Consider the following 25308-nt stretch of genomic DNA (forward strand, 5'->3'; position numbering starts at 1 on the left):
GCTCAGTGAGATGGGGCCTGGGCGCCAGCGTTGGATTTCTTCGTGCCGTCCAGCTGGCTCGACACCACGATCGCAACGATGATCAGCACGCCACCGAGCAACATGCGCAACGTCGGGTTTTCATCGAACAGCAGCCAGGCGATGGTGATGCCGTAGACCGGCTCCATGGCGAACACCACGGCTGCCGTGCGGGCCTTGATCACCGCCAGGCTGGCGACGAACAGGCTGTGGGCCAGGCCGGTGCAGAACACCCCGAGCAGGCCGATCCACAACCAGTCGAGCGGACGAACCTCGGCCAATTGCGGCGCAGCCATCGGCAGCAGGCAGAGACCGACCACGACGTTCTGGCAAAGCGCGGCCTGTACCGGCGGCACGTGTCCGGAACCGGCGCGATTGGTCAGCGACAACAGTGAGAACAACAGCCCCGAGGCCACCGCCCAGAGCAGGCCAGTGGTAGCGCCGCTGGCCAGGTCGAAGGTTGGCGTGACCAACACCAGGCCGACGCTCACCAGCACCACCAGCAGGATTTCGTTGGCGCGGATTCGCTCGCGGAATACCAGCCCTTCGAGCAGTACCGTAAAGGCAGGGAAACTGGCGAATCCCAGGGTGGCAATTGCGACGCCCGCGACTTTCACCGAAATGAAGAAACTCACCCAGTGCCCGGTCAGCAACAGGCCGCCGAGCAGCAACCGGCGCGTGTCCCGGCCCCGCAGTTTTTCCCAGCGGGTAGGGCTGGCGAATCGGGCAAACGCCGCCAGGGCCAGCACGGCGAACACCGCGCGACCGAATACAATGACCGCCGGCGAGGCCGCGGCGAGTTTGCCGAATACACCGGTCAGGCCGAACATGAGTGCGCCGATGTGCAGGGCGCCGAGGGCGGTACGGGGTGTCATTGCAATCCTTGGTGAACGGTTGGACGTTCGGCTATTAAGCCCGCTGCCAAGCGTTCTTGTCTGTCGCGATCCTAGCGATTTTTAGCGCGAGACTAGCGTGACTGCCTAAGCTTGCCCGGTGAGACGCCGAATTCGCGCTGCACCGCTGCGGCGAAAGCGCTTTGCGAGCTGTAGCCAACCCGATGGGCAATCTCACCGATCGGCAGTTGCGAGTCACGCAACAACCCTACGGCCTTGTGCAGGCGGCGACTGCGGATGTACTCCATCGGTGTCTGCCCGCATTCGGCGACGAAGCGGGCATGGAGGCGAGCGCTGGAAAGCCCGGCGACGCGCGCCAAGTCCGCCACTTGCAGCGGGTAGGCGGCATATTGGTCGATATGAGCATTGAGTGCGGCATAGGGCAGGCGCCGGCCGCCGGCGGTTTCCTGGCGCCCGCCGTTGAGGCTGGCGAGCAACAGCACTGCGCCTTGCTGGGCAATCACCGGGTCGTCCACCGGGCTACTCGCCAACCAAGTCACCAACTGGCTTTGCCCCGCGTCCAACGGCAGGCGACTGGTGCTGTCGAGCAACCGGCGGCTGGCGTCGGCATGGTCGCCCAGGCATTGCCCGACCCACTCGTCGCCAGGCACATCGAGCACCAGGCAGCGACTCCCTTGTGGGCTGCCGCACGCGTGATGAGCGCCGGCCGGCACCACGACGAAGCTCTGCTGTACCACTTGGCTGCCACGACCCTCGACTTCGAAGTCCAGCGCGCCAGACAACCCGAACACCAATTGTGCGTGGTCATGGCTGTGGACAATCAGATCGTGGCTGTAGTGGCGTAGCGTGAGGATCGGTCTCATCGCGGTCTCCCGTGGCTGGCGGTCAGTCTACACCGAGGGCGCGACGCTTCGCGCTGTCATGTAATCGACTTATTGCTGTCACGGAGCATTAACCGCTCGGGTGCACTGTGGTGAAAACGATCAGAGGGTTGCCCAATGACCAGCGCCGAGCTCGCCAGACCCAGCCGCAAGCAGCGTGTTCGCACCCTGTGGATTTCCGACGTGCACTTGGGCACCCGGGACTGCCAGGCCGAACACCTGTCGCACTTCCTCAAGGGCTATCACGCCGACAAGGTCTATCTGGTGGGCGATATCATCGACGGCTGGAAGCTGCGCAGCGGCATGTATTGGCCCCAGGCCCATACCAACGTCATTCGTCGCCTGTTGACCATGAGCAAGCGCGGCACCGAAGTGATCTACGTCACCGGCAACCATGATGAATTCCTGCGGCGTTATTCGAAGCTGATCCTCGGCAATATCCAACTGGTGGACGAAGCGGTGCACGTCACCGCCGACGGCCGTCACCTGCTGGTGATTCATGGCGATCAGTTCGATGTCATCACCCGTTATCACCGTTGGCTGGCGTTCCTTGGGGATTCGGCCTACGAATTCACGCTGACGCTGAACCGCTGGCTCAACCATTGGCGAGCCCGTTACGGCTACGGTTACTGGTCGCTGTCGGCGTACCTCAAGCACAAGGTCAAGACCGCGGTCAGCTTCATCAGCGATTTCGAAGAAGCCATCGCCCACGAATGTGTGAAGCGTGAGTTGCATGGCGTGGTGTGCGGGCACATCCACCATGCCGAGATTCGCAAGGTCGGCGAGGTGGAATACCTCAATTGTGGCGACTGGGTCGAATCCTGCACCGCGCTGATCGAGCATTGGGACGGGACGATCGAGTTATATCGGTTGGCGGACGCCCAGGCGCGGGAGGCGCTGCTCAAGGCTGAATTGAAGGTGGCTGAGCCTGCTTGAGCTTCTTTTTTGTGGAGAGTTTTTGTGGCGAGGGTACTTCGTCTCATGTTTTGGCCATCGCCGCCTTATAGATCGATTGCTTCGGCGCGGCGAATACCCTTTCCAGCATCGGTTCGAAGAAGCTCAGCGGCAGGGTGTCGTACCCAGTATCGAACGCCGCGGCGTCGTATTTCGCACAGAAGTCGATGGTCGCCTGGTACTGCGGATGTTCGCAAAATTGCTCGCGCAAATGCCGGTCCATGCCCAGGTGATGGAAAAAATAATAGCCCTGGAAGATTCCGTGCTTCTCTACCATCCAAAGGTTTTCGGCGCTGACGAATGGCTTGAGGATCGCCGCGGCGATGTCCGGGTGGTTGTAGCTGCCCAGCGTATCGCCGATGTCATGGAGAAGGGCGCAGATCACATATTCCTCGTCCCGCCCATCACGGTAGGCGCGGGTGGCGGTTTGCAGGGAATGGGTCAGGCGATCCACCGGGAATCCGCCAAAATCGCCGTCGAGCAATTTCAGGTGAGCCAGGACCCGACTCGGCAGCTGCCGTGCGTAGGCGCTGAAATCGGCGGCGATGATCGCCCAGTCTTCCTGGGTCCCGTCCTGCATGTGGGTGAAGCGTGCGTGAGAATTCATTCGCAATCCTTCTAGAACGCGACTTTGCCCACCAGCATGTCGCGGTACATGACGAAGTCACCGAGCAGGCTGTAGAACGGATGCTGAAAGGTCGCGGGCCGGTTTTTTTCGAAGAAGAAATGCCCGACCCAGGCGAAGCCATAGCCCGCCACGGGCAGGGCGACCCACAGCCACCATGCACCGACCACCAGTGCCATGGCGAAAACCAGCAAGACCAGCGAGGTGCCGATGAAGTGCAAGCGTCGACAGGTACTGTTGCTGTGTTCGCTGAGGTAGTAGGGATAGAACTCGGCGAAGCTGTTGAAGCGTTTGGTGTTTTCCAAGACTGCAGGCTCTTTGGTTTTTGTTCTGGTGCTTGAAGTCTAGAGCGACCACCTTTAACAGCCAGTGACAATCAGCGCCACTCTAGTGTCCTGTCTTACAAATACTGTTCCTTTTGGACGGCGTCTGTTGCCGTCATGCTGCGTTGCCGCTCCTCGCCATAGCGGGCTATGACTCGTCGCGGCGCCTTGCCTGACGACAACAGCCACTCGTCAAAAAGGAACGTATTCGTAAGACAGGACACTGATATCCTTCGCAAATCCAGCCGTACCCTGCGGCTCGTCATGCAAGTAAAACGTCATGAGCGAACGAACGACTTCTTCAAGCTGGGCGATGGGGATTGTCAAGGCGTTGGAAATCGACGGCCTGGACTGTCGGGCGCTATTCAAGGAACTGGGGCTGGATTTCGACGCGCTGGACGATCCGGATGCGCGCTTTCCCCAGGATTCGATGACACGGCTCTGGCAGTTGGCGGTGGAGCAGTCGGGCAACCCGGCCATCGGCCTGAACATGGGCAAGGTGGTGCGCCCGGCGTCGTTCCATGTGGTGGGCTACGCGTTGATGTCCAGTCGGACACTGGTCGAAGGGTTCCAGCGGCTGGTGCGTTATCAGCGGATCATCGCCGAAAGCGCCGACCTGAGCTTCCGTCATTTGAATGAAGGCTACGGGCTGATCCTGACGGTCCACGGCGACCACCTCCCTCCGACCCGGCAAAGTGCCGAAGCGTCCCTGGCCTGTGCGCTGGCCTTGTGCAACTGGCTGACCGGACGGACCTTGCACCCGGTGAAGGTGCTGTTCCAGGGCGCCGAGCCCGCCGATGTCGGACCTTATCGACAGGCCTTCGGCGCGCCCTTGGTATTCGACGCGCCCTACGACGCGTTGATTTTCCAGCAGGACGACATGGAAGCACCGCTGCCCACCGCCAACGAGGCCATGGCGGTGTTGCACGATCGTTTTGCAGGCGAGTACCTGGCACGGTTTTCCGGCAGTCGCTTCACGCATCAGGCGCGGCAGGTACTGTGTCGGCTGTTGCCCCAGGGCGAACCCAAGCGTGACGTGGTGGCGCAGACGCTGCACCTGTCGCAACGCACCTTGCAGCGGCGCTTGCAGGAAGAGGGCACCAGTTTCCAGAGTTTGCTGGACGACACCCGCCGCGAGCTGGCCGAGCAATACCTGGCGCAACCGAGCATGACCTTGTTGGAGATCGCCTACCTGCTGGGGTTTGCCGACCCGAGCAATTTTTTCCGGGCCTTCCGCCGCTGGTTCGGCACCACGCCCGGCGACTATCGGGCGCGGGGCGTGGCCAAGCCGGTCAGTGACGCCAGAACGCCGGAATACACAGCACGAACACCGTGATAATCTCCAGTCGGCCCAACAACATGCCGCCCGAGAGGATCCACTTGGCCGCGTCCGGCAGCGGCGCGAAGTTGCCGGCCGGCCCGATGGTCTCGCCAAGCCCCGGACCGACGCCGGATACGGTACTGGCCGCGCCGGTCAACGCCGTCATCCATTCCACGCCCAACAGCGACAGCAGCAGGGCGATCACGCAGATGGTGATGGCGAAGAAGAACGAAAAGGTCAGGATCGACCGCACGATCTCTTCATCGAGGCGGTGGCCGTTGTATTTCTGCTTGATCACCGCACGAGGGTGAATCAATTGATTAAGGTTGGCCCGAAGCAGGATATAGGCGACCTGGAAGCGGAAAATCTTGATCCCGCCGGCAGTCGAGCCCGAGCAGCCGCCGACGAATCCAAGGTAGAAGAACAACATCAGTGAGAAATTGCCCCACAGGCTGTAGTCCCCCAGGGCGAAACCGGTGGTGGTGACGATGGATGTCACGTTCAAGGCCACGTGCCGCAGCGCTTCGAGCCAATGCAGGTCGGTAGTCGCCCAATACCAGGTGCCAAGCACCAGCCAGGTGACCAGCAGCACGCCGATCAGGCCCTGGACCTGCTGGTCCTTGATCAGCGCCCGGCGATTGCCGCGCAGCGTCGAGACGTACAGGGCGAACGGCAGGCTGCCGAGGATCATGATGACAATGGTGACCCAGTGCACGGCGGGCTGGGTCCATTTGGCCAGGGACAGGTCCGAAGTGGAGAAACCACCGGTGGAAATCGCCGACATCGAATGGTTGATCGCGTCGAACAGGCTCATCCCGGCCCACCAGAGCGCCAGGGTGCCGAGGATCGTGATGCCCACATAGGACGCCACGATCAGTCGCGCCACCATGTGCGAGCGCGGCATGACTTTCTCCGAGCGGTCGGACGATTCGGTCTGGAACAACCGCATGCCGCCGATGCGCAACAGCGGCAGGATCGCCACGGCCATGCCGATGAAGCCGATGCCGCCGAGCCAGTGCAACAGCGAGCGCCACATGAGGATCCCGGGCGACATCGTGTCCAGGCCGCTCAACACCGTCGCGCCGGTGGCGGTAATGCCCGACATGCTTTCAAAGAACGAATCGGTGTAGCTGATGTGTTGGGTCAACAGGAAGGGCAGCGCGGCAAACACACACACCACCAGCCAACTGCTGACCGTCAGCAGGTACATGTCTCGGGGGCGCAGATGGATATGCTCCGGGCGCCCGGGAAGAATCAGCGCCAGGCCGGCGACAAAGGTGATCATGCTCGACCACAGGAACGATGGCAGATCGCCGGTGCGCTCGTAGATCAGCAACGTGGCCATCGGCACGACCATGAAGATCGCCAGGGTGATCAGGAAGATGCCGATGATGAAACCAATGATCCGCAGGGTCGGCAACGCCATGAAGTCCGCTCGGGCTGAAAGGGGAAAGGGCGCCATTCTACCTGCGACAAGCGGCATGTAAACCGGCGTCCGGCGTTGCTCGTATCTGAATTTGGGCTAACGAATTGACGGCACAGCCACTAGAATAGCCGAACATTTTTCCAGGAGGTCGCCGATGCAGGCTTTAGATGCTTTGCTCAACCGTGTTTCCGTTCCACGCCTGGTGGACCCGGCGCCCACGCCGGAACAGCGCGAAGTCATGTTTGCGGCCGCGATGCGCGCCCCCGATCACGGCCAATTGCGCCCATGGCGGTTCCTGACGGTCGAAGGGCAAGCGCGTCATCGCATGGGTGAGTTGCTGGCCGAAGCCGCACGTTTCAATGATCCGCTGGTGCCCGAAGCCGTTGTGGAAAAGGCCCTCAATGGTCCGTTGCGCGCACCTTTGGTCGTGGTGGTGATTGCCCGTTTGCAGGACCATTTCAAGATCCCGAAATCCGAGCAACTGCTGGCCGCCGGCTGCGCGGCCCATGGCATTTTGCTGGCCGCGTATGCCCAAGGGATCGGCGGCGTGTGGCGCACCGGCGAACTGGCGTACTCGCCGCACGTGGCCAGGGGGCTTGGCCTTGACGACGGGGAAGAGGTGATCGGTTTCCTCTACCTGGGCACACCGCAGAGAGAAGCGCGCACGGCGCCGCAAGAGGATATCGGGCAGTTTGTCCGGGAGTGGACGGGCGTCTAGTAGAACCAGCCTGGCTCCGCTTTTTTGTGACGAGGGAACAAGCTCCCTCGCCATGAGACCAGCGGCGACAGAAAGCTACCTGCAGACATCCGCAATCGCTACGGCCAGCGCATCCAGGCGTGTCGCGTCGATGCCGGCCACGTTGGCCCGGCCGGTGCCGACCATGTAGACGCTGTGGCGTTCGCGCAGGTGCTGGACCTGTTCCGGCGTCAGGCCGGTGTAGGAAAACATCCCGCGTTGCACCCCCATATGGGCAAAGCGCTCGCGCAAGCCGTGGGGTTCGAGCGCCTCCAGCAGGCCGCTGCGCAGTTGCGCGATGCGCAGGCGCATGGCTTCCACTTCGTCTGCCCACAAGCCCTTGAGTTCCGGATTGCCAAGGATCGTCGCCACCACCGCCGCGCCATGGTCCGGCGGCGTCGACCATAGGTTGCGGGCGATGTTGGCCAGCTGACTGCGAATGTCGACCAGCTTGTCGGCATCGCGGGCACAGACAATCAGCGCGCCGGTGCGGTCGCGATAGAGGCCGAAGTTCTTCGAGCAAGAGCTGGTGACCAATACTTCGGGTAACGCTTCGGCAAACAACCGCACGGCCCAGGCATCCTGTTCCAGCCCGTCGCCGAAGCCCTGGTAGGCGAAATCGATCAACGGCAGCAGATCACGGCTGCGCACCACTTCCAGCACCTGGCGCCATTGCTCGTGGGACAGATCAAATCCCGTCGGGTTGTGGCAGCAGGCATGCAGCAGCACCACGTCGCCCTTCGGCACGTCGCCCAGGGTCGCGAGCATTGCGTCGAAATCCAGGCGATTGTCGGCGCCCACGTAGGGGTAATGGCTGGCCTTGACGCCTGCGGCGGCGAAGATGGTTTCGTGGATTGGCCAGGTCGGATTGCTCAGCCAGACGCCACGGCCCGGCAGGCACTGGGCGATGAAATCGGCGCTCAGGCGCAGGGCGCCGGTGCCGCCGGGTGTCTGGGTGGCGCCGGCGCGTTTTGCGCTGATCAGCGGCGAGTCGGCACCCAGCACCAGCGCATTGATCAACTGGCCGAACGCGGCATCGCCATGACCGCCGATGTAGGTCTTGGTGGACTGGCGGTCCACCAACCGCTGCTCGGCCTGTTTCACGGACTGCAGGATCGGCGTCAGGCCCTGGGAATCCTTGTAGACGCCCACGCCCAGGTCGAATTTCCCGGGGTTGCTGTCCGCCCCATAGGCCTCCATCAGGCCCAGGATCGGGTCGCCGGGCACGCGACCGATGGCATCGAAATGCATTACTTGCGGCCCTCGGCGGTCTTGGCGACCTCGTCGGTGCGGGCGGCCATGATGAAGTCGTTACGGTGCAGGCCCTTGATCGAATGGCTCCACCAGGTGACGGTGACTTTGCCCCATTCGGTGAGCAGGCCTGGGTGGTGGCCCTCGGCCTCGGAGATCTCGCCGACGGCGTTGGTGAATGCCAGGGCGTGCTTGAAGTTCTTGAACAGGAAGACTTTCTCCAGCTGCATCACACTGTCGCGCACTTCGATGTTCCAGTCGGGGATCTGCTTGATCAACATTGGCAGTTCTTCGTCGCTGACTTGCGGGGCATCAGCGCGGCAGGCTTCGCAGTGGGCTTGGTTCAGAGTGTTCATGGTGTGTTCCTGGATCGAATATTTATTAAACGTCGATGCGCCACGCTAAAGCAAAGCCGCTTGGCGCAACAGACTCAATTGGAATCAAAACTAGCGGTTCACGCCGCTTTGGGTGGGAATTTCGGCGCGTGCAACCCCAATTCCCGCCCGCGCTTGACCATGCCCATGATGTCTTCATGGGCCAGGTCGAAGAGGCGCTTGAGCTCGGGCAGCACGAAATACACGGGCTGCAGGATGTCGATGCGATACGGCGTGCGCATGGCTTCCAACGGATCGAAGAGCTGATGCTCCGGCTCGTCAGACAGGCAGTACACGGTTTCCCTGGGCGACGAGAGGATACCGCCGCCATAGATGCGCCGGCCCTGCGGAGTCTCCACAAGGCCGAACTCGATGGTCATCCAATACAGGCGCGCCAGATAGACGCGCTCTTCCTTGGAAGCCTGTAGGCCGAGTTTGCCGTAGGTGTGGGTAAATTCAGCAAACCAAGGGTTGGTCAGCAAGGGGCAGTGGCCAAAGATCTCGTGGAAGATGTCCGGCTCTTGCAGGTAATCCAGTTCCTCACGGGTACGAATGAAGGTCGCGACTGGAAACTGCTTGCTGGCAAGCAATTCAAAAAAAGTCTGGAAGGGGATCAGCGCCGGCACCCGGGCGACCTGCCAACCAGTGGTTTCGCCCAGCACTTTATTGATTTCGTCCAGTTGCGGGATGCGGTCGTGGGGCAGGCCGAGCTTGTCGATGCCGTCCAGGTATTCCTGGCACGCACGGCCCTCGATGACTTTGAGCTGGCGAGTGATCAGCGTGTTCCACACCGCATGTTCTTCGGCGGTGTAGTGGATAAAACCTTGCGCATCGGGCTCGCGGGCCACGTACTGCGTCTGCTTCATGCTGCTCTCCTGCTGATATCCCTCAGGGGGAAGACTTGTTTGTTGTTATATCCAGCGATGCAGTAGAGATAACTTGAAGCAGTGATCGGCGCAGCAGGCTACCCCGAGGTTAAACGGCCCGTCATAACCCATATCGTAAAAATTTCGTTACGTATGTCGGTGCGTCTCGATATTTCGGGCGTTTTTGCTTGGGAAACTTCCTACAACTGTCACATAATCTTGACGGCTATTTGCGCCGCAGCGCAGAAAACCGTGGCGAGGGAGATTGCTCCCGCTGGGCTACGAGGTAGCCCACCCATTTCCATGCTTGCAAACACATCGGGCCTTTTATGCGCATCAAAGTCCATTGCCAGAACCGCATCGGCATCCTGCGGGATATTCTCAACCTGCTGGTGGAATACGGCATCAACGTCGCCCGCGGTGAAGTAGGGGGCGAGCATGGCAACGCGATCTACCTGCATTGCCCGAACCTGATCAATATCCAGTTCCAAGCCCTGCGTCCGAAATTCGAAGGCATCGCCGGGGTATTCGGCGTCAAGCGTGTAGGCCTGATGCCCAGCGAACGTCGGCACATGGAGCTCAACGCCTTGCTAGGCGCCTTGGAGTTCCCGGTGCTGTCCATCGACATGGGCGGCTCCATCGTCGCGGCCAACCGGGCGGCGGCGCAGTTGCTGGGAGTTCGGGTGGACGAGGTGCCGGGGATCCCGTTGTCCCGCTACGCCGAGGATTTCGACCTGCCGGAACTGGTGCGCGCCAACAAGTCGCGCATCAATGGCTTGCGGGTCAAGGTCAAGGGCGACGTGTTCCTGGCGGACATCGCGCCCTTGCAATCGGAACATGACGACAGCGAAGCCATGGCCGGCGCGGTGCTGACGCTGCACCGCGCCGACCGGGTGGGCGAGCGCATCTATAACGTACGCAAGCAAGAACTGCGTGGCTTCGACAGCATCTTCCAGAGTTCGAAAGTGATGGCCGCAGTGGTCCGGGAGGCCCGGCGCATGGCGCCTCTCGACGCGCCGTTGTTGATCGAAGGCGAAACCGGTACCGGCAAGGAATTGCTGGCCCGTGCTTGCCACTTGGCCAGTCCACGAGGGCAGTCACCGTTGATGGCCCTCAATTGCGCCGGTCTGCCGGAGTCGATGGCTGAAACCGAGCTGTTCGGCTACGGCCCAGGTGCTTTCGAAGGCGCCCGGGCCGAAGGCAAGCTCGGCCTGCTGGAACTGACGGCGGGCGGGACGCTGTTTCTCGACGGCGTCGGGGAAATGAGCCCGCGCCTGCAGGTGAAACTGCTGCGCTTCTTGCAGGATGGGTGCTTCCGTCGCGTAGGCAGCGACGAAGAGGTGTACCTGGATGTCAGGGTGATTTGCGCGACCCAAGTCGATTTGTCCGAGCTCTGTGCCCGGGGAGAATTCCGTCAAGATTTGTACCATCGCCTGAATGTGCTGTCCTTGCACATTCCGCCGTTGCGTGAATGCCTCGATGGGCTGGCCCCGCTGGTCGAGCATTTTCTTGACCAGGCCAGTCGCCAGATCGGCTGCCCGCTGCCCAAGCTGGCCCCGGCGGCGATGGATCGTCTCAGTCACTACCATTGGCCGGGCAACGTCCGGCAGTTGGAAAACGTATTGTTCCAGGCCGTCTCCCTGTGTGACGGCGGCACGGTGAAGGCCGAGCACATCCGCCTGCCGGACTACGGCGTGCGCCAACCCCTCGGCGATTTTTCCCTCGACGGAGGGTTGGACGAGATCGTTGGCCGCTTCGAGAAGGCCGTCCTCGAACGCCTGTATTCCGAACACCCGAGCAGCCGGCAACTGGGCAAGCGGCTGGGGGTTTCCCATACGACTATTGCTAATAAGTTGAGAGAGTATGAGGTGGGCAAAACCGAATCCTAGCTGGTATGAGATTTGCTGTGTCCCGTCCTGTCCACGCTTATTCATGTCGGGTGGCGATTTTTTGACAGGGCAGGGCCCCCGGTTTCCGCCGCGTACGTGAGGTTAAGGATGCATAAGAAAATAGCTGTGGTGCAGTCGAACTATATTCCCTGGAAGGGCTATTTCGATCTGATCCGCAGCGTCGATGCGTTCATCCTCTATGACGACGTGCAGTACACCCGCAGCGATTGGCGCAACCGTAACAAGATCAAGACTGCCCAGGGTGAGCATTGGCTGAGCATTCCGGTCATGAAGAAGGGCCGTCTCGGACAGTTGATCAATGAGGTCCAGATCACCCATCCGGACTGGGCACCGGCGCACTGGAAGACGATCGAGCAGAGCTACCGGCGCGCAGCGTGTTTCGCGCAGATGGAGGCGCCGATCCGCGCGCTCTACGAGCAGGCTGCCAACCTGACCCATCTGAGCCGCATTAACCACTTGTTCATCGCCGGCTTGTGTCCCCTGCTGGGAATTCATACGCCGCTTTACCGTTCCGAAGACCTAGGGGGAGTGGAGGGCAAGAATGAACGCCTTATCCATTTGTGCCATACCCTGGGCGCCAGCGAGTACCTCTCGGGACCGGCAGCCAGTCACTACCTCGACGAAGCGGCGTTCGCCGCCAAGGGCATTTCGGTCTCGTACATGAGCTATGCAGGTTATCCCGAATATCCCCAGGTGTACGGAGAGTTCCAACATGCGGTCAGTGTCATCGACCTATTGTTCAATACCGGCGCGGATGCATCGGCTTTTCTGAAGAAATGGACTGCCTGAGCGGGCCTTGCGACACCCCTGATTGATTTGATTCTGGAGATTGCACCCGATGTCTAACCTAGCGCAGCTGGACGCTTACTCGCACGAACAGGCGTTGGCGCATCTGCGGTTGATGTATGCCAAGCCCGAGCATCCTTATTACTTCCTGGCGCCGGCATACCGTGAGTCGTCGTCGGGCGTCGTCTCGCTGCACTATCTTTGCCATATGCTCAATCTTAGTGGGCGTGAGGCCTACATGTGTGGCTCGGACGTGGTCAATCCAGACCTGAAGACACCGGTCATCACTTCCGCAATCAAGCAGCGCCATAAGGCGGCAGGCAAAGTACCAATTGCGGTTTATCCCGAGGTGTTCCCTGGCAATCCGCTCAACTGTTCGGTCGTGGCGCGTTTCCTGCTGAATTTCGAGGGGTTCCTCACGGGAAATGGCATGGACGCTGCGCCGTCCGACTTGTTTTTCTATTACGCGGCCCGGCTCGCCGAGCACCGTGGTGATCCAGATGGCGACTTGCTGTGCCTGCCGGCCATCGACATCGAACTGTTCGCGCCACCGCCCGCCGGAACCGAGCGCGCGGGCAGTTATCTCTACCAGAACCGCCATCCGCTGGAGCAGGTCGATTACTCACTACTGCCAGCCGATATCCGCCTGCTGAGCATGACCAACCCCCTGACCCTGCCGCAGTTGGCCGAGGCGCTGCGCAAGGCAGAGGTGATGTATTCCTATGAGTGGTCGATGACCTGCGTAATGGCGGTGTTATGTGGCTGCCCGGTGATTTTCATTCCAGGCCATGGCGTCGACCAGCCACTGCTCGACAACAGCTTCTTCGGCAGTGTCGGTTTCGCCATGCTCGATCATCCGGAGCCGTTGGCACATGCTCGAGCTAGCCTCGGTGAAGCCTTGCCGCGTTATGTCGAACGCACGGCATCGTTCTGGCAACAGTTGGACGTGTTTATCGACAGGACCCAGGAGGCTGCCGATCGCGAGGCGGTCGGCAACCGTCTGGGTGTGCTCGATTGGTTGCGCCAACGTACCCCGACCGCTCAGCAACTGCTCCAGATCAATGAGCGCTTGGCGAGCCCAACTGCGCCCAGCTTCACTGTTCTGGTCCGCGATAATGGAGATCAGTCGGCGCTGGCCCTGACCCTGGACAGCCTGGATCAACAGCTGTATCAGCGTATCCATGTGTGCGTGGTGGGTGGGACTGACCCGGCGCGTGCCAACGTGCAATGGGTAGAGGGAGATCCCGGCCGACCGGCGGGAGTGATCAATGGTTTGCTCGACGGCACCCAGACCGATTGGCTCATGTTGGTCGAGGCAGGGGAGACGTTCGTCGCCGCGGGGCTGCTGGTGGCGGCGGTGAATTTGCTCGAAGCCCCCGACAGTTGCCTGGCGGTTTTCGCCGACGAAGCCGTACGTATAGGCGGGGTCGTTAATCTTTCGTTGCGGCCCGACCTGAATCTCGATTTGCTCTTGGCCTCTGCGGCCAGTCTTTCCCGCCACTGGATGTATCGTCGCGAGGCGTTGGTGCGCCTTAGCGGTTTTGACCCCTCGTGCGGTGGCGCCTTCGAGTTGGCTTACCAACTGCGCCTGATCGGCGAGCAAGGGATGGCGAGCATTGGCCATGTCAGCGAACCCCTGCTGATCGCCAACGAATTACGACAGTCGGAATGCTCCGATGAGCGCGCCGTCATGGAAGCTCATCTGCAGGCGCGTGGCTACGCTCAGGCGCGAGCCATTGCATTGCAAGAGGATCCAAGTCGTTATCGTATCGACTACGGCCACGAACAACAGGCCTCGGTCAGTATTGCGATTTACCTGGAAGGGCAACTGGCAAATTTCCAGCGTTGCCTGGAAAGCCTGCTGATACAGACCAGCGCCGTGGACTTCGAAGTACTGCTGATCGAACCGGGCAACGACGACCCGGCATTGCTGGAGTGGCTGGGGCTGGTGGAGCAGATGGGTGCAGGCCGTTTCCAGTTATTGCGGTTCATGCCGGGCCAGTCCCGTGCAGCGATGTGCAATGCGGCGGCGCAGGAGGCGCGGGGCGATTACTTGCTCTGGCTCGACGCCCATAGTGCTGTGCTTGAGCCGGGTTGGATGCAAGCTTTGCTCAATCAGGCCCAGCGCCCGGAAGTCGGCGCCGTGGGAGGCAAGTTGCAGGATAGCCAGGGGCGTATACGCCAGGCGGGCCTGGTGTTGGGGCTGGGTGGTGTGGTCGGTCGGGCTTTTGAGGGCGCGTCGGCCCATGCCGCAGGGCACATGGGACGGCTCGGACTTGAGCAGAGCTATTCGGCCCTGGGCGGCGAGTGTCTGATGCTGCGTCGATCCCTGTTCCTTGAGGCCGGCGGCTTCGATACCGATCCGCTGTTGGCACCCTGGACGCATGTTGACCTGTGCTTGAAGCTGCAGCAGGCAGGCTACGTGAATGTCTGGACGCCTTTTGCACGACTGTTGGTTGACCCTTTGCCAGATATACAGGCGAGTAGCGAGCAGGAGGATGCCTTTTTTGCCCGCTGGATGCCTCGGTTGGCCTGCGATCCGGCCTACAACGCCAATTTTTCTCTGCGCGCCGCTGGCGGCTTTGTTCCGCAAAACAATGACCTGAGCTGGTTTCCTCTGCAAGGCAGCGTCCCGAAGGTGTTGGTTTGCGTCACCGACCAGCAGGCGGGGGCCTATTCGCGGCTGGTCCAGCCGTTCAGCACTTTGGTCGAAGCGGGGCAGATCGAAGGCGCTGCCGTTTCGAGTCTGTTGTCGCCGGTGGAGATCGAGCGCCTGGCACCGACCGCTGTGGTGCTGCAGCGTCCTCTGGATGATGCCGGGCTTCTTACCCTGAGCCGCCTGAGAGCGTTTTCCAAGGCCTTTACCGTCTACGATCTGGACGGTTATTTGCCGGAGGTGGACTTGAAGGGGGCGTGCTCTGCCGATGAACTGCTGGAGCGTCTGCGGTTCGGGCTGCTGCAGGTCGATCGGGTGTTGGTCCCCACGGCGGCGCTGGCTGAACTGCTGCAAGGCCAGCACGACGACATCCGCGTGCTGGAGCCCGTGCTACCGGCTGAATGGGGGCGTGTACAAAGCAACCGGAGAGTAGGGGCCAAGCCGCGCCTGGGCTGGCTGGGCGGCAAGGATACTCAACTGCTGGCTGACGTGCTGCCCGCATTCGCGGGTGAAGTGGATTGGGTGGTGCTAGGTGACTGCCCTGCGGCGCTGCAGCCATTCCTGAAGGAGCAACACCCCAATGTCCCGCAGCAGCAGTTGGCAACAGCCATGGCCGCGTTGAATCTTGACTTGGCACTGGTGCCCATGGCGCACACCGTTGGCAATGCCTGTTCGGGTGACTTGCGTGTGTTGCAGCATGCCGCGTACGGGCATCCGGTCATTTGCAGTCGTGTGCCGGGTTTCGTCGGGGGCGAGGTTCTGCCGCTGACGCGAGTAGATAACCAGACGCAAGATTGGGTCCGGGCGATTCGTTTGCATCTGGAAGACCGCGACGCGTCCGCGGCCTTGGGCGATGCCTTGCAGTCGACGGTGCGCGCGCAGTGGTTGCTCGAAGGCGAACGCCTGGAGGCCTGGCGACGGGCCTGGCTGGCCGATTGATCTGTACTGACTATTACTTTGACTGCCCAGCGGAGTGCATGTGACATGAGCAACGATCTTGATTCCTTCATCGCAGCCTACAGCGACAGCTTTGGCTATGCGTATGACAACAACATCATTCTCAACTGGTATCCGCAACGCATCATGGCGCTGTGCACCCAGGCGCAAAGCCTGCTGGAGCTTGGTGTTGGCCATGGCTTCAGCACAAACCGCTTCTCGCGGTTTTTCAGTGAACACACGGTCATTGATGGCTCCGCATCGGTGATTGCTCAATTCAAGTCCCAGTACCCGGACAGTAAGGCGGAAATCGTCGAGGGTTATTTCGAGACCTTCGATACCGACAAGCGTTTCGATCTGATTGTGATGGGATTTGTCCTTGAGCACGTCGAGGATCCACAAACCATACTGCGACGGTTCAAGCGCTTCCTGGCGCCGGGTGGCCGTTGCTTTGTACTGGTTCCCAATGGTGAGTCGTTGCATCGCAGGTTAGGCCATGCGGCCGGGTTGCTTGGCGATATGACGGCATTGGGCGGTGGCGATCTGGAGCTGGGCCATGTGCGCAGCTACTCGTTACAAACCCTGACCGCTGAGTTGGAAGCCGCCGGGCTCCAGGTGGTGCGCAAGGAAGGTGTGTTTCTCAAGCCGTTCACCACTGGACAATTGAAAGAATTGAACTTAGGTGCGGACATCGTTCAGGCAATGTGCACTGTTGGCATCGACTACCCTGAGCTTTGCTGCGCGATGATGCTGGAAGCGACAGTCGTCCAGTCATGAAAAGCCTGGTCATCGGAAGTACTTCGGTCATTGGAAAGGCGGTCGCCCGAATGCTGTCACGCTATGGCCAGGTCAAGCTGGCAGGGCGTCGGGAGGCCGATCTCACCTTCGACCTGAGTAGCCAGGTACCCTGTGCCTGCGACGAGCGCTTCGATGTCGTTGTGTTGGCCGCAGCCGATTTCGGTGGTCGCGCGCCGGATGATCTGATTCGTGCCGAGCTGAACAATGTTGTCGGGACGCTGGCTGCCTGTCGACTGGCCGAACAATGCGGAGCACGCCAGTTCATTCTGCTGTCGTCGCGTTGGGCCAGCCACCAGCCGACGGATCCCTATTTTGGCATCTACTCGCTCTCCAAGCGCCATGCCGAAGAAGCGGCGAGCCTCTACTGCCAAGAGCGCGGCATGGCGTTGACGGTCCTGCGCATCAGCCAGGTCTACGATAGCGGCGAGCAATGCAGGCCTCATCAACCGTTGCTTTACGCCATCGCCGACAAGGCGCAGGCGGGGCAAACCGTCGAGCTGTATGGCAGCAATGACGCCAAGCGCAACTACCTGCATTTGAGCGACCTTGCCGAGGTCTGCGCTCGGCTGGCGGAGAAAGGCGTAACCGGCTTTTACAATTGCGGCCATCCCGAATCCCCCCGTCTTTCCGAGATCGCCCATGCCGCATTCAGGGCGTTCGGCAAACCGTCGGCTGTCCGCTTCCTGCCGGAAAAAAGCGACATTCCCGATCTGCCTGACTTCGATTGTTCACATGAGCTGTATGAACGAATTGATTTCGTCCCGCGAATAGACATTCGTCGGGGCTTCGAATTGATGCGAGTGCAGCGGGAGATCCTGTCATGAAGACCGTCATGGTGACTGGCGTAGGCGCCATCATGGGCTATGGCCTGCTCAAGTCGCTGCGTGCGGCAAATCCCGCTGTTCGCCTGGTCGGCACGGACATCTACGACGATGCGGTCGGCCGTGGCTGGAGCGATGTGTTCGTGCAAGCTCCGTTGACGGCTGACCCCGGTTATAGCCAGTGGCTGGGCGATACCCTGGCCCTGCACAAAGTCGATCTGCTGATTCCTGGAATCGAACAGGATATCCACTGGTTCTCGGACCACCGAGCCTTCTTGGACACGTTCGATTGTCAGGTCGTGCTCAACAACCAGCAGTTGATCGAACTCTCCAGGGACAAGTGGGCGATGGACCAGGCGCTGCTGGCCCTCGGGGATTCCAGCCGTATTCCCAGCCTGCTGGCGGGAGACTTCCATTCGCTCAAGGCTGCCTTGGGCCTGCCGTTCCTGCTCAAGCCGCGCCGGAGTTACGCCTCCAAAGGGCTGGTCTGGGTTCGCGAGGAGGGCGATTTCACCCCGCACGCCGCACTGCTGGGTGACTACCTCATGGCCCAGCCGATCATTGGCAGCGCCGCCGACGAATTCACCGTGGCGGCGTTTGGCGACGGACGAGGTGATACCGGTCCAATGATTGCCTTCCAGCGCAAGCTGGCTTCCGATGGATCCACTGCCAAGGCCTGGGTGTACCAGGACGATTCGCTGGACGATGTGGTCGCCAGGCTGTGCCGTGCCTTCAAGCCGGTAGGGCCGACCAACTTGCAGTTCCGTCGTGGCAAGGGCGGCTCATGGAGCCTGCTCGAGATCAATCCGCGAATCTCCTCGACCAGCTCGATACGTCGCGCGTTTGGCTACAACGAGGCCGCGATGTGCCTGGATTATTACCTCGACGGCAAGACACTGGCCCAGCCAACCATTCGCACTGGCTTCGCTGTTCGTTATATAGAGGATTTCATTGTCTATGATCGGGATCATTTCTGACGTACATGGCAATTACAGCGCCCTTCGAACAGTGCTTGCCAAGCTTGATGGGCTCGGCGTATCGCGGATCATCTGCCTGGGCGATACGGCCGGTTACTACAGTCAAGTCAACGAGTGTTGCGAGGCCCTGCGCGAGCGAAACATATTCTCGGTGATGGGCAACCATGACTGGTATCTGGCCAGGGATGAGCGATGCCCTCGTTCCAACAGCGCCAATACCTGCCTCGACTATCAACAGGGTGTTATCACTGCGCAGAACCTGGCCTGGTTGGGATCGCTCCCGGAGCGCTCCACGGAGGACGGACTGAGCATCGTCCATGGTGGCTGGAGCGATCCGCTGGACGAGTACGTGCGTCCCTCGCAGGCCTACTTTGCGCCGTTGCCCGGCCGATATTTCGCATCGGGTCATACCCATGTCCAGCACCTATGGCTCGGCGAGGACAAGGTCTATTGCAATCCCGGTTCAGTCGGCCAGCCACGTGACGGTGATCCCCGGGCAGCGTTCGCCACCTGGGACGGTGAAGCGTTCAACTTGCACCGGGTGGAATACGACATCGGCGAAACCCAGCTCGCCATGAAACGTGCCGGCTTCACCCCATATTTCTATGAAAATCTCGACATAGGCAGCCAGATAGGTGGGCGGATCAGTGCAGTTTGATGCCTTGTGCTGTGCGCCACCCATGACCATGCCCACCCAGGGGAACTTGCAATGAGTCAAGAAACAATCCTGTTCAATCGCCCGTTCATGACCGGCAAGGAGCTGGACTACATTGCCCAGGCCAAGTTCGGCAACATGCTCGCCGGTGATGGTCCATTCACCAAGCAATGTCATGGCTGGCTGGAGTCGCACACGGGCTGCAACAAGGCGTTGCTCACCCATTCATGTACTGCTGCGCTGGAAATGGCGGCGCTGCTGTTGAATATCCAGCCTGGCGACGAAGTCATCCTGCCTTCGTTCACCTTCGTTTCCACGGCCAACGCCTTTGTGCTGCGTGGCGCGGTGCCGGTCTTCGTCGATATACGACCCGATACCCTGAACCTGGACGAACGCTTGATCGAGGCTGCAATTACGTCGCGGACCAAAGCTATCGTGCCTGTTCACTATGCCGGCGTGGCCTGCGAGATGGACACGATACTGGCGATTGCGCACAAGCATGGGTTGGCGGTGGTGGAAGACGCTGCGCAAGGCGTGATGTCGACTTACAAGGGGCGTGCGTTGGGCAGCATCGGCGACCTTGGGGCGTTCAGTTTCCACGAAACCAAGAACGTGATCTCGGGGGAGGGTGGGGCTTTACTGGCCAACAATCCAGCCATGGCCTTGCGCGCCGAGATCATCCGCGAGAAAGGCACCGATCGCAGTCGGTTCTTCAGGGGCGAGGTAGATAAATATACCTGGCAAGAGGTGGGTTCCTCGTTCCTGCCCGGAGAAATGACGGCTGCCTTCCTCTGGGCCCAGTTGGAAGAGGCTCAGTCCATCACCAATCGCCGCTTGGCAATCTGGGATCACTACCATGGCGCTTTGGCAGAGCTTGAGCTGCAAGGATTGTTGCGTCGTCCAATAGTGCCTGAAAATTGCCAGCACAATGCGCACATGTATTACGTGCTGCTGGCGCCTGGTGTCGAGCGCCAAGTTGTTCTTGAAAAACTCAAGAGCCACGCCATCTACGCGGTGTTCCACTACGTACCGCTGCATTCGTCGCCCGGCGGGATGCGGTATGGGCGCGTGCACGGCTCGATGGACATAACCGACGGGTATTCCGAGCGTCTGTTGCGATTGCCGCTATGGCTCGGTTTGACGAATGAACAGCAAGACCGGGTTGTCGATGTGCTCGGCGGTGCGTTGGCGGCGCTTGCCACCTAGCGGCATAACTCCGCCGGTTTTTCGACTTCGACATAACGCCTCCACAACCCCAGGAGCCCGGAACCCTTTGTTTTCCGGGCCTGGGCCCGCCAGAAAAAAGTTGGTCTGCAATTTGCTTAAGGCTGTGCAACACAGCAGTGGACGGCAAACGTCCGGCATGCAGAGGAACGACAGTGGACAAGTACCTTTATGTGGCAATGACCGGCGCCAGCCAGAACGCACTGGCGCAACGGGCCCATGCCAACAACCTGGCGAACATTTCCACCAATGGTTTTCAGAAAGACCTGGAGCAGGCACGTTCGATGCCGGTATTCGGCGACAGCTTTCCGGCGCGGGCATTTGCCATGTCCGAGCGGCCTGCCACTGACTTCACCCCGGGTGCGCTGGTGGAAACCGGCCGTGACCTGGACGTGGCGGTCAGCGGGCCGGGTTGGATGGCCGTGCAGAATCCCGACGGCGGTGAAAGCTACGTGCGCACCGGCAGCCTCAACGTTGACGCCCTGGGCGTGCTGCGGGCCGGCAACGGCATGCCGGTGATGGGCAATGGCGGTCCGATCGCCGTGCCGCCGGAGCAGAAAATCGAAATCGGCCAGGACGGCACCATCAGTATCCGCGCCATGGGCGAAGGCCCGCGTGTGATGGCTGAGGTGGACCGCATCAAGCTGGTCAACCCGGACCTCAGGAACATGACCAAGGGCCTGGATGGCTCGATCCGTACCAAGGACGGCCAGCCGGCGCCGATCGACGGCAACGTGCAACTGGTGTCGGGCTTCCAGGAGGCGAGCAACGTCAATGCCGTGGATGAAATGACTTCCGTGCTGGCGTTGGCCAAGCAATTCGAGCTTCACGTCAAGATGATGAACACCGCCAAAGAAGGCGATGAAGCCATGGCTCGGGTCTTGCAGATCTAATCATTAATTACAGCGCTGCGCCGAAAAACAGGCGTGAGAGGAGAATCGAATGCTTCCGGCTCTTTGGGTTGCCAAAACAGGTCTGTCCGCCCAGGACACCAACCTTTCCACTATTTCCAACAACCTGGCGAACGTCTCGACCACGGGCTTCAAACGTGATCGCGCCGAGTTCCAGGACCTGCTGTACCAAGTAAAACGCCAGCCAGGCGCCCAGTCGACCCAGGACAGCGAATTGCCGTCGGGCCTGCAAGTGGGTACCGGTGTGCGCATCGTCGGCACCCAGAAAAACTTCAACGCCGGTAGCCTGCAAACCACCGAGCAGCCGCTGGACATGGCCATCGACGGTCGCGGTTTCTTCCAGATCCTGCAGCCGGACGGCACCACGTCCTACACCCGTGACGGTACCTTCCACCTCGACTCCAATGGCCAGATCGTCAACGCCAGCGGTTTCGCCCTGGAACCGGCCATCGTCATCCCGAACGATGCCCAGACCTTCACCGTGGGCCGCGACGGTACCGTGTCCATCACCGTGGCCGGCAACCCTGCTTCCCAAGTGATCGGCAACCTGCAGACCGCTGACTTCATCAACCCGGCCGGCCTGCAAGCCGTGGGCAACAACCTGTTCATGGAAACCGCCGCCAGCGGCGCGCCGCAAGTCGGCACTCCGGGCCTGAACGGTTTCGGCACCACGCTGCAGAACACCCTGGAAACTTCGAACGTGAGCACCGTTGAGGAGATGGTCAACATGATCACCACCCAGCGCGCCTACGAAATGAACTCCAAGGTGATCTCCACCGCCGACCAGATGCTCTCGTTCGTCACGCAGAATCTGTAATCGCGTCGCAAAATCCGTAGACAGGGCGGCCTGAGGCCGCCTGCAACACCAAGAGGTAGGGTCATGAATCGCTTCGTATCTGTTCTGGCATTGAGTGGGATTACCGCATTGGCGGGCTGTGTCGCGCCAACACCAAGGCCCAATGACCCGTATTACGCTCCGGTGTTGCCACGCACGCCGTTGCCGGCCGCCGCCAATAACGGCTCGATCTACCAGGCCGGTTTCGAACAGAACCTGTACAGCGACCGTAAGGCTTTCCGGGTCGGTGACATCATCACCATTACCCTGAACGAGCGGACCCAGGCCAGCAAGAACGCCAACTCGCAGATCGACAAGACCAGCGAGACCAGCGTCGGCCTGACCTCGCTGTTCGGCTCCAGCCTGACCACCAACAATCCGATCGGTGGCGGCGACCTGAGCCTCAATGCCGGATACGGTGCCGACCGATCGAGCAAAGGCGACAGCCAGTCCGGCCAGAGCAACAGCCTGACCGGCTCGATCACCGTGACCGTGGCCGATGTATTGCCCAACGGCATCATCGCCGTGCGCGGCGAGAAGTGGTTGACGCTCAATACCGGTGACGAACTGGTGCGCATCGCCGGCATGGTCCGCGCCGATGACATTTCCACCGACAACACTGTTCCATCGACCCGCGTGGCCGATGCGCGCATCACCTATTCGGGCACTGGTGCCTTTGCCGATGCGAGTCAGCCAGGTTGGTTCGACCGTTTCTTCCTCAGCCCGAAGTTCCCTTTCTAGGTGATCAAGTTGAATCTTAAACAGCTGTTGATCGGTGCCCTGGTGATGTCGGCAGCCTTCACCGCTCAAGCCGAGCGCCTGAAAGACATCGCCAGCATTTCCGGCGTGCGTTCCAACCAGTTGATCGGCTACGGCCTGGTCGTGGGCTTGAACGGCACCGGTGACCAGACCACCCAGACCCCGTTCACCCTGCAGACTTTCAACAACATGCTGTCGCAGTTCGGCATCAAGGTGCCGGCCGGTTCCGGCAACGTGCAATTGAAGAACGTCGCGGCGGTGTCGGTCAGTGCCGATCTGCCCGCGTTCGCCAAGCCCGGCCAGCAAGTGGATATCACCGTATCGTCCATTGGTAACTCCAAGAGCCTGCGTGGCGGCACCTTGTTGCTGACGCCGCTCAAGGGTATCGACGGCAACGTCTACGCCATCGCCCAGGGCAACCTGGTGGTGGGCGGTTTCGATGCCGAGGGCCGCGACGGTTCGAAGATTACCGTCAACGTTCCATCGGCCGGTCGCATCCCTGGTGGTGCGTCGGTGGAACGTGCGGTGCCGAGCGGTTTCAACCAGGGCAACAGCCTGACGTTGAACCTCAACCGTTCCGACTTCACCACGGCCAAGCGCATCGTCGACAAGATCAACGACATGCTCGGCCCAGGCGTGGCCCAGGCCATCGATGGCGGCTCGATTCGCGTCACCGCGCCACTGGACCCGAGCCAGCGCGTCGACTACCTGTCGATCCTGGAGAACCTCGAAGTCGACCCGGGCCAGGCGGTGGCGAAAGTCATCATCAACTCGCGCACCGGCACCATCGTGATCGGCCAGAACGTCAAGGTTTCGCCGGCCGCCGTGACCCACGGCAGCCTCACCGTGACCATCACCGAAGACCCGATCGTCAGCCAGCCGGGCCCATTGTCCAACGGCCAGACCGCCGTGGTCCCGCGTTCGCGGGTCAATGCCGAGCAGGAAGCCAAGCCGATGTTCAAGTTCGGCCCGGGCACTACCCTGGATGAAATCGTCCGGGCGGTGAACCAGGTCGGCGCGGCACCGGGCGACTTGATGGCGATTCTCGAAGCCTTGAAGCAGGCCGGCGCGTTGCAAGCCGACCTGATCGTGATTTAAGGAAGGCGGTCATGGTGGATATGCGCAAAGGCGCCTTGATCAGTGGGGATTCAGCGTCCTATTCGGACCTCAATCGCCTCAACCAGCTCAAGGTCGGCGACAAGAACAGCGAAGGCAACCTGCGCAAAGTGGCGCAGGAATTCGAGTCGCTGTTCCTCGGTGAAATGCTCAAGTCCATGCGTTCGGCCACCGAGGCCCTGGGCAAGGACAACCCGATGAACACGCCGGAAGCCAAGCAATACCAGGAAATGTACGACCAGCAGTTGGCCGTTTCCATGTCCCGCGAAGGCGGGGGTATCGGCCTGGCCGATGTGCTGTTGCGCCAGATGTCGAAGAACAAGCCGCTGGCCTCGGGCGAGGCGGCCACCTTGTCTGCCGCCAAGCAGCAAGAGGCGCTGGACAAGGCCAAGGCGCCAGTGCCTACGCCTGTGGCGGCCGGAACGCTGCCCGATGGGCCTTTGTCGCGCAGCAACGGCCAGCGTCCGCTCTGGGCCTCGCGGGCTGTGAGCGCGCCGCAAGGGGCCGAGGGCATTCACCGCAACGACATGGAATTGATCAACCAGCGCCGCCTGGCCCTGCCGCCGAAACTGGCCGACCGCCTGCTCGCCGGGCTGGTGCCTTCGGCGTCGGTCAAGCCTGAGGCCGTGGCGCAGAACGTCTTGCCGGATCGTGCCGTTGCCGCCGTCAAGCCTGCCACCGGTGAGCTGGCCAATGGTGACTGGCTGGCCGCGCTCAAGGCTGCCGAGCCCAAAGGCGACATGCAGGTTTACGGTCGCGCCGTGGCCCAGCCACCGCTGGCACCGGCGCGCAAGGCCTTCCGCGATGCCGATGAATTCGTCAACGCCATGCTGCCAATGGCCAAGGAAGCCGCTGATCGCATCGGGGTCGACCCACGTTACCTGGTGGCCCAGGCCGCCCTGGAAACCGGGTGGGGCAAATCGGTGATGCGTCAGCCCGATGGCAGCAGCAGCCACAACCTGTTCGGTATCAAGGCCAGCAAGAACTGGACGGGCGATTCGGCGCGGGCGATCACCAGCGAGTTCCGCAATGGCGAGATGGTCAAGGAGACGGCCGAGTTCCGCTCCTACGCCTCGTACCGCGACAGTTTTCATGATCTGGTGAACCTGCTGCAAAGCAACAGTCGCTATCAAGATGTGCTGAAGTCGGCCGATAACCCGGAACAGTTTGTACGCGAGTTGCAGAAGGCCGGTTACGCCACCGACCCGAACTACGCCAACAAGATTTCGAACATAGCCCGGCAGATGACGAGTTACCAAAACTACGCCTCGGCTGGTGCCACCACGACTTTATAA

Annotated in this window: 24 protein-coding genes; 16 read left to right on the plus strand and 8 right to left on the minus strand. The window is 61.0% G+C overall.

Features of this window, described 5'->3' with window-relative positions; genetic code table 11:
• Positions 1-2 precede the first annotated feature (2 nt).
• Positions 3-893 (minus strand): DMT family transporter, encoded by an 891-nt coding sequence (locus tag JZ00_RS20595; protein WP_039593124.1) that lies wholly within the window; start codon positions 891-893, stop codon positions 3-5.
• 92 nt (positions 894-985) lie between these two features.
• Entirely contained in the window at positions 986-1735 is a 750-nt protein-coding gene (locus JZ00_RS20600; RefSeq protein WP_039593123.1) for a helix-turn-helix transcriptional regulator, read from the minus strand.
• Between the two features lie 135 nt (positions 1736-1870).
• Here JZ00_RS20600 and JZ00_RS20605 point away from each other — a divergent pair, with 135 nt between their 5' ends.
• Positions 1871-2689, plus strand: coding sequence for a UDP-2,3-diacylglucosamine diphosphatase (locus JZ00_RS20605; RefSeq protein WP_039593122.1), 819 nt, complete (start codon positions 1871-1873; stop codon positions 2687-2689).
• Positions 2690-2732: 43 nt separating this feature from the next.
• Here JZ00_RS20605 and JZ00_RS20610 read toward each other — a convergent pair whose 3' ends face one another.
• Both JZ00_RS20610 and JZ00_RS20615 read right to left on the minus strand, forming a co-directional pair.
• Complete coding sequence (locus JZ00_RS20610) at positions 2733-3314, minus strand: HD domain-containing protein (protein WP_039593121.1); 582 nt, start codon at positions 3312-3314, stop codon at positions 2733-2735.
• Positions 3315-3325: 11 nt separating this feature from the next.
• Complete coding sequence (locus JZ00_RS20615; protein WP_039593120.1) at positions 3326-3637, minus strand: DUF962 domain-containing protein; 312 nt, start codon at positions 3635-3637, stop codon at positions 3326-3328.
• 298 nt (positions 3638-3935) lie between these two features.
• Between JZ00_RS20615 and JZ00_RS20620 the strand changes: the two genes are divergently transcribed.
• The gene (locus JZ00_RS20620) at positions 3936-4991 is read left to right on the plus strand and encodes an AraC family transcriptional regulator (RefSeq protein WP_082112116.1); all 1056 of its coding nucleotides are present in this window, start codon (positions 3936-3938) and stop codon (positions 4989-4991) included.
• On the opposite strand, the gene JZ00_RS20625 is transcribed toward JZ00_RS20620, so the two are convergent.
• Positions 4948-6402 carry a TrkH family potassium uptake protein gene (locus JZ00_RS20625; protein WP_039593118.1) on the minus strand — a complete coding sequence of 485 codons (1455 nt, stop codon included), beginning with the start codon at positions 6400-6402 and terminating at the stop codon, positions 4948-4950. The genes JZ00_RS20620 and JZ00_RS20625 overlap by 44 nt on opposite strands.
• A 154-nt stretch (positions 6403-6556) precedes the next feature.
• Between JZ00_RS20625 and JZ00_RS20630 the strand changes: the two genes are divergently transcribed.
• Positions 6557-7120, plus strand: coding sequence for an NAD(P)H nitroreductase (locus JZ00_RS20630; RefSeq protein WP_039593117.1), 564 nt, complete (start codon positions 6557-6559; stop codon positions 7118-7120).
• A gap of 75 nt (positions 7121-7195) precedes the next feature.
• On the opposite strand, the gene JZ00_RS20635 is transcribed toward JZ00_RS20630, so the two are convergent.
• The 3 genes from JZ00_RS20635 to phhA form a co-directional block, all read right to left on the minus strand.
• A complete protein-coding gene (locus JZ00_RS20635) occupies positions 7196-8389 on the minus strand; it encodes an amino acid aminotransferase (protein ID WP_039593116.1) in 1194 nt (397 codons plus the stop codon).
• The gene (locus JZ00_RS20640) at positions 8389-8745 is read right to left on the minus strand and encodes a 4a-hydroxytetrahydrobiopterin dehydratase (RefSeq protein ID WP_039593115.1); all 357 of its coding nucleotides are present in this window, start codon (positions 8743-8745) and stop codon (positions 8389-8391) included. The genes JZ00_RS20635 and JZ00_RS20640 overlap by 1 nt, the downstream gene beginning before the upstream one ends.
• A gap of 98 nt (positions 8746-8843) precedes the next feature.
• Entirely contained in the window at positions 8844-9629 is a 786-nt protein-coding gene (gene phhA, locus JZ00_RS20645) for a phenylalanine 4-monooxygenase (RefSeq protein WP_039593114.1), read from the minus strand.
• Positions 9630-9958: 329 nt separating this feature from the next.
• Between phhA and JZ00_RS20650 the strand changes: the two genes are divergently transcribed.
• The 13 genes from JZ00_RS20650 to flgJ all read left to right on the plus strand — a co-directional run bounded on the left by JZ00_RS20650 (position 9959) and on the right by flgJ (position 25308).
• The gene (locus tag JZ00_RS20650; RefSeq protein ID WP_039593113.1) at positions 9959-11518 is read left to right on the plus strand and encodes a sigma-54-dependent phenylalanine hydroxylase transcriptional regulator PhhR; all 1560 of its coding nucleotides are present in this window, start codon (positions 9959-9961) and stop codon (positions 11516-11518) included.
• 108 nt (positions 11519-11626) lie between these two features.
• Entirely contained in the window at positions 11627-12328 is a 702-nt protein-coding gene (locus JZ00_RS20655) for a WbqC family protein (RefSeq protein ID WP_039593112.1), read from the plus strand.
• 49 nt (positions 12329-12377) lie between these two features.
• Entirely contained in the window at positions 12378-15920 is a 3543-nt protein-coding gene (locus JZ00_RS20660; RefSeq protein WP_039593111.1) for a glycosyltransferase, read from the plus strand.
• 45 nt (positions 15921-15965) lie between these two features.
• Positions 15966-16694, plus strand: a complete 729-nt coding sequence (locus JZ00_RS20665) for a class I SAM-dependent methyltransferase (protein WP_039593110.1) — start codon at positions 15966-15968, stop codon at positions 16692-16694.
• Positions 16691-17539: an NAD-dependent epimerase/dehydratase family protein gene (locus tag JZ00_RS20670; RefSeq protein WP_039593109.1), complete on the plus strand. Its 849-nt coding sequence runs from the start codon at positions 16691-16693 to the stop codon at positions 17537-17539. The genes JZ00_RS20665 and JZ00_RS20670 overlap by 4 nt, the downstream gene beginning before the upstream one ends.
• Entirely contained in the window at positions 17536-18513 is a 978-nt protein-coding gene (locus tag JZ00_RS20675; RefSeq protein ID WP_039593108.1) for an ATP-grasp domain-containing protein, read from the plus strand. Before JZ00_RS20670 ends, JZ00_RS20675 begins: the two co-directional genes overlap by 4 nt.
• Entirely contained in the window at positions 18494-19171 is a 678-nt protein-coding gene (locus tag JZ00_RS20680) for a metallophosphoesterase family protein (protein ID WP_039593107.1), read from the plus strand. The genes JZ00_RS20675 and JZ00_RS20680 overlap by 20 nt, the downstream gene beginning before the upstream one ends.
• 51 nt (positions 19172-19222) lie before the next feature.
• Positions 19223-20374, plus strand: a complete 1152-nt coding sequence (gene rffA, locus JZ00_RS20685) for a dTDP-4-amino-4,6-dideoxygalactose transaminase (RefSeq protein WP_039593106.1) — start codon at positions 19223-19225, stop codon at positions 20372-20374.
• A 173-nt stretch (positions 20375-20547) separates the two neighbouring features.
• Positions 20548-21285 (plus strand): flagellar basal body rod protein FlgF, encoded by a 738-nt coding sequence (locus JZ00_RS20690; protein WP_039593105.1) that lies wholly within the window; start codon positions 20548-20550, stop codon positions 21283-21285.
• A 49-nt stretch (positions 21286-21334) separates the two neighbouring features.
• Positions 21335-22120 (plus strand): flagellar basal-body rod protein FlgG, encoded by a 786-nt coding sequence (flgG, locus tag JZ00_RS20695; protein ID WP_039593104.1) that lies wholly within the window; start codon positions 21335-21337, stop codon positions 22118-22120.
• Between the two features lie 63 nt (positions 22121-22183).
• The gene (gene flgH, locus JZ00_RS20700; protein ID WP_039593103.1) at positions 22184-22879 is read left to right on the plus strand and encodes a flagellar basal body L-ring protein FlgH; all 696 of its coding nucleotides are present in this window, start codon (positions 22184-22186) and stop codon (positions 22877-22879) included.
• A gap of 45 nt (positions 22880-22924) precedes the next feature.
• A complete protein-coding gene (locus JZ00_RS20705; RefSeq protein WP_162488974.1) occupies positions 22925-23995 on the plus strand; it encodes a flagellar basal body P-ring protein FlgI in 1071 nt (356 codons plus the stop codon).
• Positions 23996-24009: 14 nt separating this feature from the next.
• The gene (flgJ, locus tag JZ00_RS20710; protein ID WP_039593162.1) at positions 24010-25308 is read left to right on the plus strand and encodes a flagellar assembly peptidoglycan hydrolase FlgJ; all 1299 of its coding nucleotides are present in this window, start codon (positions 24010-24012) and stop codon (positions 25306-25308) included.

This window comes from Pseudomonas frederiksbergensis (genome assembly GCF_000802155.2).
GTDB classification, from domain to species: Bacteria; Pseudomonadota; Gammaproteobacteria; order Pseudomonadales; family Pseudomonadaceae; genus Aquipseudomonas; species Aquipseudomonas frederiksbergensis_A.